Source organism: Sphingomonas sp. 320_CC (genome assembly GCF_059691795.1).
In genome coordinates, this window is sequence record NZ_JCAWAE010000004.1 from 456,605 (window position 1) to 469,211 (window position 12,607).

The 12,607-nt window shown below is 67.5% G+C and carries 10 protein-coding genes; 7 read left to right on the forward strand and 3 right to left on the reverse strand.

Going from position 1 to position 12,607, the window contains the following annotated elements; translation table 11 throughout:
• Positions 1-266: 266 nt before the first annotated feature.
• Entirely contained in the window at positions 267-932 is a 666-nt protein-coding gene (locus AC59GX_RS17745; RefSeq protein WP_497302123.1) for a hypothetical protein, read from the reverse strand.
• 103 nt (positions 933-1,035) lie between these two features.
• Complete coding sequence (locus AC59GX_RS17750) at positions 1,036-1,476, reverse strand: host attachment family protein (RefSeq protein ID WP_426282014.1); 441 nt, start codon at positions 1,474-1,476, stop codon at positions 1,036-1,038.
• A gap of 103 nt (positions 1,477-1,579) precedes the next feature.
• On the opposite strand from AC59GX_RS17750, the gene serS reads away from it, so the two are divergent.
• The 5 genes from serS (at position 1,580) to AC59GX_RS17775 (ending at position 6,517) form a co-directional block, all read left to right on the forward strand.
• Positions 1,580-2,857, forward strand: coding sequence for a serine--tRNA ligase (gene serS / locus AC59GX_RS17755; protein ID WP_426282013.1), 1,278 nt, complete (start codon positions 1,580-1,582; stop codon positions 2,855-2,857).
• A complete protein-coding gene (gene surE, locus AC59GX_RS17760) occupies positions 2,857-3,621 on the forward strand; it encodes a 5'/3'-nucleotidase SurE (protein ID WP_426282011.1) in 765 nt (254 codons plus the stop codon). Before serS ends, surE begins: the two co-directional genes overlap by 1 nt.
• Entirely contained in the window at positions 3,621-4,769 is a 1,149-nt protein-coding gene (locus AC59GX_RS17765; RefSeq protein ID WP_426282010.1) for a peptidoglycan DD-metalloendopeptidase family protein, read from the forward strand. The genes surE and AC59GX_RS17765 overlap by 1 nt, the downstream gene beginning before the upstream one ends.
• Before the next feature lie 99 nt (positions 4,770-4,868).
• Complete coding sequence (tyrS, locus tag AC59GX_RS17770; RefSeq protein WP_426282009.1) at positions 4,869-6,092, forward strand: tyrosine--tRNA ligase; 1,224 nt, start codon at positions 4,869-4,871, stop codon at positions 6,090-6,092.
• A 107-nt stretch (positions 6,093-6,199) separates the two neighbouring features.
• The gene (locus tag AC59GX_RS17775) at positions 6,200-6,517 is read left to right on the forward strand and encodes a PilZ domain-containing protein (protein WP_426282007.1); all 318 of its coding nucleotides are present in this window, start codon (positions 6,200-6,202) and stop codon (positions 6,515-6,517) included.
• Between the two features lie 4 nt (positions 6,518-6,521).
• Here AC59GX_RS17775 and recG read toward each other — a convergent pair whose 3' ends face one another.
• Complete coding sequence (recG, locus tag AC59GX_RS17780) at positions 6,522-8,573, reverse strand: ATP-dependent DNA helicase RecG (protein WP_426282006.1); 2,052 nt, start codon at positions 8,571-8,573, stop codon at positions 6,522-6,524.
• A gap of 73 nt (positions 8,574-8,646) precedes the next feature.
• On the opposite strand from recG, the gene AC59GX_RS17785 reads away from it, so the two are divergent.
• Positions 8,647-8,913 carry an FAD assembly factor SdhE gene (locus AC59GX_RS17785; protein ID WP_426282005.1) on the forward strand — a complete coding sequence of 89 codons (267 nt, stop codon included), beginning with the start codon at positions 8,647-8,649 and terminating at the stop codon, positions 8,911-8,913.
• A gap of 120 nt (positions 8,914-9,033) precedes the next feature.
• Positions 9,034-12,504 carry a transcription-repair coupling factor gene (gene mfd, locus AC59GX_RS17790; protein ID WP_426282004.1) on the forward strand — a complete coding sequence of 1,157 codons (3,471 nt, stop codon included), beginning with the start codon at positions 9,034-9,036 and terminating at the stop codon, positions 12,502-12,504.
• The last annotated feature ends 103 nt before the right edge of the window (positions 12,505-12,607 follow it).

Here is a 12,607-nt window from a genome sequence, read left to right on the forward strand (position 1 = left end):
ATGTCGGTGAGGATGGCCCTGGCGAAATTGTGCGCGTGCGCGTGCGGTGGCGCTTTGATCGGCGGCGGCGCGGTGCATATCGCGGAGCGCCCGCAGCGAACCGCTAATACCAAGCGAGTCCTGGTCAAGCGAGTCGCGCGACCACAGATCGCCGCCGTGACTCGGCCGCGCGTCCGCCGCGTGGTCACCACGACTCGCCAGACGTGCGCGCCAACCGTTGTAACGGTCGCGAACGCAGCGCCCGTCCCGGTTCCGGTCGGCACCGGTTACATTGGCGGCGGCGGCGCGGGCCCCGATCCGATCGCGGTCGGTGGCAGCGGCGGGTTCTTCGGTACGCCCGGCGGGTTCGGTGGTGGCTTTGGCGGCGGCTTCGGTGGCAGCGGCGGATCGAGCGGGAGCATCGTCATCTCCTCGACGTCGAGCGGCGGATCGACCTCGACCGGCGGATCGTCGACCAGCAGCGGCGGGTCTTCGACATCGAGCGGCGGATCGTCGACCAGTACGGGTGGCGCGACCATTTCCAGCACATCGTCGACCGGTGGATCGAGCGGCAACGTATCGTCCGCATCGGGTGGATCGAGCGGCAACGTATCGTCGGCATCGTCTGCCTCCTCCGCGTCTTCGGCCAGCAGCGGTAGTTCGTCGGGATATGGATCGAGCAGCAAGGGTTGGGGATCGAGCGGCGGCTGGAACTCGACCGGCGGCTGGAGCTCGAACGGATCGTCCGGCAGCTCCGGATCGTCGGGAAGCAGTGGCTCGTCCGCGAGCGGATCGAGTGGTTCGAGCGCAAGCAGTGCCAGCAGCGCGTCGAGCGCGAGCAGCGCCAGTTCGAGCGGCAGCACGGGATCGAGCGGTGGTCCGCCGGCACCGGTTCCCGCTCCGCCGATGGTGTTGCTGTTCGGTGCGGCAGCAGCAGCGCTCGTCGCGCGCAAGCGTTTCGCCAAAACGAAGGCGGTTGCAGCTTAACCTCTGGAACTTCGCATAGAAAAGGCCCCGCCGGAGATCTTCCGACGGGGCCTTTTTCTTATCCGTCGATCAGGCGTTCATGAGGGCCTTCTCGATGTCCTTGATCGGATGCCCGGTCAGGTCCTTATCGAGTTCGCCCTTAAGGCGGCTGGTGACTTCCTTGTGGTAATGCTTGCGCAGTTCGCCGAGCGTCTTCGGCGGCGCGATCACGATCAGCGAGTCATACCTGTTCTTCAGCGCACCGGCCTTCAGAAATTCGGCCGCGTCGGCGGCGAAGCGATCTTCCTCGATCTGGTGGAAATCGGTCGGTTCTACCGAACTCTGCACACCGCCCTGTGGCGACGACGCGCGGCCTGCCGAATCCGTTGCCTGGTCACGCGTCGGCGGATTGTCCTGCTCCTGCGCCTTTTCGACGACGAGATTGGGGAACTCGGCGTCGCCCTCGTTGCGCAGGAACAGCATTTTCCGGCCGTCCGCGACGAGCACGACGGAGTTGTGGGGAAGATGCATGCGTGTCTCTCCTTTTCGCTATGCGTATGCGGGATGAACGCGCCGCGTGCCGGGGAGGTTGCGCCGCCTTGCGTACGCCCCCGCCGGTCGGCATAGCCCGGCCATGCACGACATACGCCTGATCCGCGACGATCCCGCCGCCTTCGACGCCGCCCTCGCCAAGCGGGGTGTCGCACCGCAGTCCGCCTCGCTGGTAATGCTCGACGAACAGCGCCGCGCGACGATCGCGGACTCGCAAACCGCGCAGACACGCCGCAACGAGCTGTCGAAGGCGATCGGGCAGGCCAAGGCTCAGAAGGACGAGGCCAAGGCGCAGGGGCTGATGGCCGAGGTCGCGAGCCTGAAGGAGGCGCTGCCCGCGTTGGAAGCCGACGAAGCGCGGCTCGGTGGCGAACTCCAGGCCATGCTGGCCGCGATCCCGAACCTTCCCGCAACCGACGTGCCCGAGGGCGGCGGCGAAGACGACAATGCGCTCGTCCACACGCGCGGCACGCCAACGACGTTCGCGTTCACGGCGCGCGAGCATGACGCGATCGGCCCTGCGATCGGGCTCGATTTCGAGACCGGCGCGGCGATGTCGGGCGCGCGGTTCACGCTGGTTCGTGGGCCGGCCGCCAAGCTGCAACGCGCGCTCGGGCAATTCATGCTCGATCATGTCGCCGAGGCAGGCTTCGAGCAGGTCTCGCCGCCGTTGCTGGTCCGCGACGAGGCGGTGTTCGGCACCGGCCAGTTGCCCAAGTTCTCGGACGATCTTTTCCGGACGACCGACGGCCGCTGGCTGATCCCAACCGCGGAGGTGAGCCTCACCAACATCGTCCGCGAACAGATCCTGAGCGAATCCGAACTGCCGCTGCGCTTCACCGCGCTGACACCGTGCTTCCGCTCCGAGGCGGGCGCAGCAGGTCGCGATACGCGCGGCTACATCCGCCAGCATCAGTTCGACAAGGTCGAGATGGTCTCGATCGTCACCCCCGACATGTCCGAGGCCGAGCACGAGCGGATGACCGCCTGCGCGGAGGGCGTGCTCGACGCGTTGCAGCTACCGTTCAGGCGGATGCTTCTATGCACCGGCGATATGGGTTTCACCGCTGCACGCACCTACGATCTCGAAGTCTGGTTGCCGGGCCAGGCGCGCTATCGCGAGATCAGCAGCGTCTCGACCTGTACCGATTTCCAGGCGCGGCGGATGAACGCGCGCTATCGGCCCGAGGGCGAGAAGGGCACGCGGTTCGTCCACACGCTCAATGGCTCCGCGCTCGCGGTCGGGCGGACGCTGGTCGCGGTGCTGGAGAATTATCAGCAGGAAGATGGCTCGGTCGCGGTTCCCGCCGTGCTCCAGCCGTATCTTGGCGGGCTGACCGTCCTGGAGCCGAAGCGCTGATGCGGATCCTGCTCACCAATGACGACGGCTATCATGCGCCCGGCCTGAAGGTGCTGGAGACGATCGCCCAAACCTTGTCCGACGATATCTGGGTGGTCGCACCCGCCGAGGAACAGTCGGGGGCTGGGCATTCGCTCACGCTGTCGCGGCCGATCCGCGTGCGGAAGCATGGCGAGAAGCGGTATGCCGTCGCGGGCACGCCGACCGATGCCGTGATGATGGCGCTCGCGAAGATCATGAAGGATTGCCCACCCGACCTGATTCTGTCCGGCGTCAATCGGGGCGCGAATCTTGCCGAGGATGTGACCTATTCGGGGACCGTCTCGGCGGCGATGGAGGGCGCGCTGGGCGGCATCCGGTCGATCGCGCTGAGCCAGATATACAGCCGCGAAGGCATGGGCGACAGCGTGCCGTTCGAGGCCGCCGCGGCTTGGGGCGAACGCGTGTTGCGGCCGCTGGTCGACGCACCCTTGGCGCCGCGGACGCTGGTCAACATCAACTTTCCCGCCGGCCCGGCCGATGCGGTGAAGGGCGTGCGCGTCGTCGGCCAGGGTTTCCGTGACTATGGCCGGTTGCAGATCGTCAGCAACACCGATCCGCGCGGCTACGAATATCACTGGTTCGCGCTTGGCCGGACCGTCGAGACGCCGGCGCACGCGACCGACCTCGAAGCGACGGCGGCGGGGTACGTATCGGTCACGCCGCTGCATCTCGATCTCACGCATTTCGAATCGATGGACATGCTGAAGCAGGCCTATCGTTGATGCGGCGTGCGGGCGTCCTGGTTTCGCTGGCGACGCTCGCGCTGACCGCGTGCATTCCGCACGTCGATCGCCCCGCCGGCTATGGAAACGCGCCGCAGCGTCCGTACCGCGATCCGCCGCCCCACCGCGACGATCCGCCCCGCCCGCGTGAGAATATGCCGCGCGAGGACACGCCGCGTGACGACCGGCAGCCGCAGGACATTCCCGGACGCGATACCGGCGAGGTCACCACCCTGCCCGCCCCACGCCCCGCCTGGGAAGCGCGGCCGGTCAGCGCCGATGCGAAGACGATTCCTGATACAACCTATGTCGTCCGGCCCGGCGATACGCTGAGCCGCGTGGTCGATCGCAGCGGTGCGAGCCTCGAAGCGATCGCGCGCGCGAACGGCCTCGAATCGCCCTATTCGATCCAAGCCGGCCAACGGTTGCAGATCCCCGGCGGCCGCTATCACCAGGTCCGCCGCGGCGAGACTGGGATTGCGATCGCTCGCGCCTACGGTGTCGAATGGTCGCGGATCGTCGCCGCCAACGCGCTCGTCGAACCCTACGTGTTGCGCGCCGACCAGCGCATCCAGATCCCTGGCGAGCCGAGCGGCGGCACCGCGAGCGCATCGGAACGCGCGCAGGCGTTCACGCTTGACATCGACGACATCCTGACTGGCGGCGAACCCGCCCTCGCCAGCAACCAGGCGCCGGTAAGACCGATCGCGACGCCGCGGCGTGTGCTGCCCTCCAACGCCGTCGTCACCGCGCCGGCGCGTCTTGCAAGCGGCGGGTTCCTGTGGCCGGTCGACGGCAAGGTCGTGAAACGCTTCGGCCACGGTGCCAGCGGCGAGCGCAACGATGGCATCAAGATCGCCGTGCCGGTCTCGACGCCGATCCACGCGGCCGCGGACGGCGTCGTCGCCTATGTCGGCGATGGCATCGCCGCGCTCGGCGGGCTGGTGATCATCAAGCACGGCGGCGGCTGGACGAGCGTCTATGGCCACGCGTCGAAGCTGCTCGTGCAACGCGGCCAGAGCGTCAAACGAGGCCAGACGATCGCGCTGTCGGGCGACACCGGGTTTGCGGATCGACCCGAACTGCACTTCGAACTGCGCAAGGGCCGGACTCCCGTCGATCCAACGTCGCAACTGCCGCGAACGTGATTCTCCCCTCCCGCTTGCGGGAGGGATCGGGGGAGGGCATGGGGGCGAGGAAGCCCCTCCCCTAACCCCTCCGCAAGCGGAAGGGGAACGAGACGCACCATGACCTACCAGTCCGACCTGCTCACCACGCTGACCTCGCGCGGCTATGTCCACCAGATGACCGACGCCGCCGCGCTCGATGCGCTCGCCGGCAAGCAAGTGGTGCCCGGCTATATCGGCTTCGACCCGACCGCGCCGTCGCTCCACGTCGGCAGCCTCGTCCAGATCATGCTCCTCCGCCGGCTCCAGCAAACCGGTCACAAGCCGATCGTGCTCATGGGCGGCGGCACCGGCAAGATCGGCGATCCGAGCTTCAAGGACGAAGCCCGGAAACTGCTCGGCGAGGACGGGATCAAGGCCAACGTCGCCTCGATCCGGCGCATCTTCGAACGCTTCCTGACCTTCGGCGACGGGCCCACCGACGCGGTGATGCTCGACAATGCCGAGTGGCTCGACGCGCTCGAATACATCCCGTTCCTGCGCGACGTCGGCCAGCATTTCTCGGTCAACCGGATGCTCGCGTTCGACTCGGTCAAGCTCCGCCTCGACCGCGAACAGTCGTTGAGCTTCCTCGAATTCAACTACATGATCCTTCAGGCGTACGACTTCCTCGAACTGTCGCGCCGCGCCGAATGCCGCCTGCAGATGGGCGGCTCGGATCAGTGGGGCAACATCGTCAACGGCATCGAACTCGCGCGACGGATGGACTCGACCGAGGTCTACGGCGTCACCACGCCGCTGATCACGACCGCGGACGGCGGCAAGATGGGCAAGACGATGTCGGGCGCGGTCTGGCTGCACGAGGACCAGTTGCCGCACTTCGATTACTGGCAGTTCTGGCGCAACACCGACGACCGCGACGTCGGCCGATTCCTGAAGCTGTTCACCGACCTCCCGCTCGACGAGATCGCGCGTCTCGAAGCGCTCGAAGGTGCGGAGATCAATGCCGCCAAGATCGTCCTCGCCAACGAAGCGACCGCGATGTGCCGCGGGCGCGATGCCGCCGAGCAGGCCGCCGAGACTGCGAGGAAGACGTTCGAGGAGGGCGCGTCGGGCGACTCGTTGCCGAGCTACGCCGTTACGGGTGGCTCGATCGGTGTCGTCGAGGCGCTGGTCGGGCTCGGCTTCGTCGCCTCCAATGGCGAGGCCCGCAGGAAAATCGCCGAGGGCGCGGTGCGTGTCGATGGCGAGGCTGTCCGCGAGCCGACCAGCAGCATCGACGTCGCGTCGCCCGTACGGCTCAGCCTCGGCAAGAAACGACATGGGATGCTAACCCCCTCGTAATAGAGGCATTCTCGTTTCGAAGAACGTCGCGTTAAGTATCACCGTTCGTATCGGGTTCACGCCGCGCGCCGTACACAGGCGGGATGGTTATTCCAGGGGAGCGATCGATGCCACGCTACGCAACGGCCGTTCGCGATGCGCGCGGCGAGCCGCGCGACGAAGTGATGCACCGCACGCATGCGCTTGATGGCGACGACCGCATGGTCAAGCTGGTGCTGGTCAACATGTCCGCCAATGGCCTGATGGCACGGTGCGACGGCGATCCGGCCGCGGGCGATCGATTGCGGATTCGCCTGCCGATCTTCGGCTATGTCGACGCGATCGTGCGCTGGTCGCTTGGCGGTCGGATCGGCTGCGAGCTCGAACGGACGATCCCGCTCGCCGAATATTACACCATGCTCACGGTGATGATCCGCAACAGCTGACGCCTCAGCCGGAGCGGAGCAACGCCACGCCGGCATCGCGATCGAACAGATAGAGCGCGGTCCTAGCCGCCTGCCCTCGCGGCCCCTCCAGTCCGCCATCACGATCGATCAGCAGGCGCGCGTCGTCGTGCGCGCATTGCAGCAGGTCGGCCATCATGTCCGGCGTCGCGAGCCGGAACGCCATCTCACCCGACTGTTTCGTGCCGAGCAACTCGCCTGCGCCGCGGAGCCGCAGGTCCTCCTCGGCGATGCGGAAGCCGTCGTTGGTCTCGCGCATCAGGGCGAGACGCGCGCGGGACGTCTCGCTGAGCGACGACCCGCGCATCAGCAGGCAGATCGACCGCCCGGTGCCGCGGCCTACACGCCCGCGGAGCTGATGGAGCTGCGCGAGGCCGAAGCGATCGGCGTGCTCGATCACGATCAGCGTCGCGTTGGGGACGTCGACGCCGACCTCGATCACCGTCGTCGCGACGAGGACGGACGTGCGCGCGGCGGAGAACTCGGCCATCACCGCGTCCTTCTCGGCCGGCTTCATGCGGCCGTGGACGAGCGCCACCTTGTCGCCGAAGCGGGCGCGCAGCGTTTCCGCACGCATCTCGGCGGCGGCGAGGTCGCTCTTCTCGCTCTCCTCGACCAGCGGGCACACCCAGTAGGCCTGCCCGCCGTCCGCGAGGTGTCGGCCGAGCGCATTGACCACGTCGTCGAGGCGGTCTTCGGAGATCACGCGCGTCTCGATCGGCTGGCGGCCGGGCGGCATCTCGTCAAGCCGGCTGACATCCATCTCGCCGTATTGCGCGAGCGTCAGCGTGCGCGGGATCGGCGTTGCGGTCATTGCCAGCAGATGCGGGGGCGCGACGCCCTTCGCCTGCAACGTCATGCGTTGCGCGACGCCGAAGCGGTGCTGCTCGTCGACCACCACGAGCCCCAGGTCCTTGTAGCCGACCGCGTCCTGGAAGATCGCGTGCGTGCCGACGAGGATGTCGATCTCGCCACTCGCCAGCGCCATCAGCGTCGCCTCGCGCACGCGCCCCTTGTCGCGACCGGTGAGCACGCCGATCTCGATCGGCAGGCCGGCGAGCGTTTTCCGGAGCGTCTCGTAATGCTGGCGCGCGAGGATCTCGGTCGGCGCAAGCATTGCCGCCTGTGCGCCCGCCTCGACCGCGATCAGCATCGCCATCGCCGCGACCAGCGTCTTGCCCGAGCCGACATCGCCCTGCAGCAGCCGCAGCATCGGCGCGGTCTGCGCAAGGTCGCCCTCGATCTCGCCGACCGTCCGCGATTGCGCGCCGGTCAGCGTGTAGGGCAGCTTCAGCATCTCGCGCAGCCGCCCGTCGCCTTGCAACGCGCGGCCTCGGCGCTTGCGGGTATCCGCACGGACGATCGTCATCGCGAGCTGGTTCGCGAACACCTCGTCATACGCCAGCCGTTCGCGCGCCTTCGCGTCCGAAGGGTCGGCGTGGATACGTTCCAGCGATTCGTGCCAGCCGGGCCATTCGCGTTTCGCCTTCAGCCCCGGCTCGATCCACTCGGGCAGGTCCGGCGCGCGCGCGACCGCCTGCGTGGTCAGTGCCGCCAGCCGCCGCGACGTGAGACCTTCCGACAGCGGATAGATCGGCTCGCGCTCGCGCAACTCCTCGTCCGGCTCGACGATGTCGGGATGGACGATCTGCAATTCCTGCCCGTACTCGTCGAGCCGCCCCGAGATCCGCTTGGCCTCGCCGATCGGCAGCAGCTTCTTCGCCCAGCCCGAACTGCCGCCGAAGAAGACGAGGCTGACGTAGTTGCCGAGCTCGTCGGTCGCCTGCACCCGCGTAGGCCCCCGCCCCGCACTGATCCTGTAGTCGCGCGGAGTCAGCGTGATCGTGATGATCCGCCCCGCATCGCTCGACATCAGTTCGGTGCGTGGCAGGCGATCGACGTAGCCGGTCGGCAGATGGAAAGCGACATCGACGACGCGCGCGAGTCCGAGCCGGTCGAGCGGCTTGGCGAGCGCGGGCCCTACCCCCTTCAGGACGAGGGTTTCGGCGAACAGCGGATTGAGGATTTCGGGTCGCATGACTATCTGGCCTCTATAGCCTAGCCGACGGCCGCCGCCAGCGGTCGCCGGCTCTTCGTGTTTGGAGTTCGAAATGGACCACGAGACCCGCCTCAAGCGCCTGGGCTTTCGCAGCTCGCACCGCGGCACGCGCGAGGCCGACATGATGATCGGCGGCTTCTTCGCGACCTATGGCCGGACGTGGACGCCGGAAGAGCTCGACTGGTTCGAGGCGCTGCTGGAGGAACAGGACGTCGACATCATGGGCTGGGCGATCGGCTCGATTCCGTGCCCACCCGAGTGGGACGGCCCGATGATGCAGGCGATGCGCGACATCAACTACGTGACGGTCGTGAAGTAATCCTCTGCGCCCCTCCCTGGAAGGGAGGGGTCGGGGGTGAGTCGGCCGCTTGGCGGCCGTGACACGCGCCCCATACCAACCCACCCCCAGCCCCTCCCTTCCAGGGAGGGGGGAGTTCGAATGCCAGACCTCAAGACGATCCTCTCCGCGAAAACCCCGCTGATCCTCTCGGGCGTGCCGTCCGGCTTCCAGCCGTCGCTGCTGGCCGACCTCGCCCGCGCCGCGAAAACGCGCGCGGTGTTCATCGCGCCGGACGATGCGGCGATGCGCGCGGTTGCCTCGACCGCGGCGTATTTCGCGCCCGATCTCGAAGTGCTGAGCTTCCCCGCTTGGGACTGCCTCCCCTACGACCGCGCCTCGCCGACGCTGCGCATCATGGCCGAGCGTGTCGCCGCGCTCCAACGCCTCCAGGGCAAGCCAAAGGGTCCGCAGCTCCTCCTCACCACCGCCAACGCCGCGACGCAGCGCGTCCTCACCCCGTTCCGCATCCGCCAGCTCGTCGCGAGGCTCGCCCCCGGCGAACGGATCGGTCGCGACAAGCTGGCCATGCTGCTCCAGGCGAACGGCTATGTCCGCACCGACACCGTCCACGACCAGGGCGAATATGCGGTTCGCGGCGGGATCGTCGATCTTTACCCGTCGGGCGAGGACCACGCGCTGCGCCTCGATTTCTTCGGCGACGAGATCGAGAGCGTCCGCACGTTCGACGCGGCGGACCAGCGCACCACCGGCCGGATCGACGGCTTCGTCCTGCTCCCCGCGTCCGAAGCGCTGCTTGACGAGGACTCCATCAAGCGCTTCCGCACCCGCTACCGCGACGCGTTCGGCGCGACCGCGACCGGCGATCCGATGTATCAGGCGATCTCCGAAGGCCGGCGGATCGCGGGCATGGAGCATTGGCTGCCGCTGTTCGAGGAGAAGATGGCGACACTGTTCGACCATCTCGGCGCCAACGACGTAGTCGTGCGCGACAACGGCGTCGCCGCGGCGGTGGAGAGCCGCCTCGAATCGATCGCCGACTATTACGAGAACCGCAAGCGCGCCGAAGCCGCCCAGCCCGGCAGCTACCGCCCGATGCCCGCCAAGGCGCTCTATCTCGACGCGCAGGAATGGTCCGGCGGGGTCGAGGCGTTCGCCGCGCACATCACATCGCCATTCCACGAACCGCCGAGCGACACCGTCCTCGACTTCGACGTCGACGGCCCGCGCGATTTCGGCCCCGAGCGCGGCGCGCAGGCGAACATCTACGAAGCCGTCGCCGATCACGTCGAGAAGCTCCGGAAGCAAGGTCGCAGGCCGATTCTCGCCAGCTACTCGATCGGCGCACGCGAACGCCTGGGGAGCCTGCTTGCCGACCACGGCATGAAGGGCGGCAAGCACGCCGAGACTTGGCAGGAGGCGCTCGGCATCGCCGACACCGCGCGCAGCTTCGGCGTCGCGCTGATCGTCCTGCCGCTCGATCACGGCTTCACCGCGCCGGGGACCGCGGTGCTCACCGAGCAGGACATGCTCGGCGACCGCCTCGTCCACCGCAAGAAGCGCAAGAAATCTGCCGACGCGTTCCTCGCCGAACTGGCAACGCTGACGCCGGGCGACCTCGTCGTCCATACCGAGCACGGCATCGGGCGTTATGAGGGCCTGACGTCGATCCCGGTCGGCCAGAGCCCGCATGATTGCGTCGCGCTGAGCTATGCCGGCGGCGATAAGCTGTACGTGCCGGTCGAGAACATCGACGTCCTATCGCGCTACGGCTCGTCCGAGGAAGGCGCGACGCTCGACCGTCTCGGCGGCGAAGGCTGGCAGCGTCGCAAGTCGAAGATGAAGGAGCGGATCCGCGAGATCGCCGGCGAACTCATCGCGACCGCCGCCGAACGCGCGCTGCATCCGGGCGACGTGCTCGAACCCGATGCAAGCGGCTACCCCAGCTTCGTCGACCGCTTCCCGTACGAGGAGACCGAGGACCAGGATCGCGCGATCGAGGACGTGCTCGGCGATCTCGCCGCGGGCAAGCCGATGGACCGCTTGGTCGTCGGCGACGTCGGGTTCGGCAAGACCGAGGTCGCGCTGCGTGCGGCGTTCGTCGCGGCGATGGGCGGCAAGCAGGTTGCTATCGTCTGCCCGACGACATTGCTCGCGCGCCAGCATTACAACAACTTCGTCGCCCGCTTCGAAGGCTTCCCAATGAACATGGGTCGCCTCTCGCGGCTCGTCACCGCGAGCGAGGCGAAGGCGACCAAGGAGGGGCTGGCGAACGGCACGATCGACGTCGTCATCGGCACCCACGCGCTGCTGGCGAAGAATATCGACTTCAAGCGATTGGGGCTGGTCGTGGTCGACGAGGAACAGCGGTTCGGCGTGACGCACAAGGAGCGGCTGAAGGCGCTGCGGGCGGACGTCCACATGCTGACGCTGACCGCGACGCCGATCCCGCGCACGCTGCAGATGGCGATGTCGGGGATCCGCGAGCTGTCGGTGATCCAGACCCCGCCGGTCGATCGCCTCGCCGTGCGGACGTACATCATGCCGTTCGATCCGGTCGTGCTGCGCGAGGCGCTGCTGCGCGAGCATTACCGTGGCGGGCAGAGCTTCGTCGTCACGCCACGCGTCGCGGACCTGCCCGAGATCGAGGATTTCCTGCGCGAACAGGTGCCCGAGATCCGCTTCGTCGTCGCGCACGGGCAGATGTCGCCGACCGAGGTCGAGGAGCGCATGTCGGCGTTCTACGACAAGAAGTTCGAGGTGCTCGTCTCGACGACGATCATCGAGAGCGGGATCGACATCGCCTCCGCCAACACGATGATCGTCCACCGCGCCGACCGCTTCGGCCTCGCCCAGCTGTACCAGTTGCGCGGGCGCGTCGGACGATCGAAGACGCGCGCCTACGCGTATCTCGTGACGCCGCCCGAGCGACAGATGACAGTTACCGCCGAGAAGCGCCTGAAGGTGTTGTCCGATCTCGATTCGCTCGGGGCTGGCTTCCAGCTGGCGAGCCACGATCTCGACATCCGCGGCGCTGGCAACATGCTCGGCGACGAGCAGACCGGGCATATCAAGGAGGTCGGGTTCGAACTCTACCAGGCGATGCTGGAGGAGGCGATCATGGACGCCAAGGCCGGCGGCATGACCTCGTCGCGGCCACGCGATTTCTCGCCGCAAATCACGGTCGACGCTCCGATCCTCATTCCGGAGGATTACGTACCCGATCTCGACCTGCGGATGGGGCTGTATCGTCGCCTCAACGATCTCGACGAGGGCCAGGAGATCGAGGCGTTCGCCGCCGAGATGATCGATCGCTTCGGCCCGCTGCCGGATGCGACCGAGAATCTGATCAAGGTCATCGAAATCAAGCTGAACGCGAAACGCGCGTGCGTCTCGAAGATCGACGTCGGGCCGAAGGGCGTGCTGGTCTCGTTCCACGACGACAAGCCGCCGAACATCGACAAGCTGCTGGCGTATGTCGAGCGGCTTAATGGCGTTGCGCGGTTGCGGCCGGACAGCAAGCTGGTGCTGCAACGCGCGTGGGGCGATCCGAAGGCGCGGCTGCACGGGGCGTTGCAGTTGTCGAAGGGGCTGGCGAAGGCCGCTTCTTAAGCCCTCTCCCCTCCGGGGAGAGGGTTGGGTGGGGGGCGCCGCGAACGCTGCGCTCTACAACTGCCCCTCACCCCGGCCCTCTCCCCGAAGGGGAGAGGGAGCA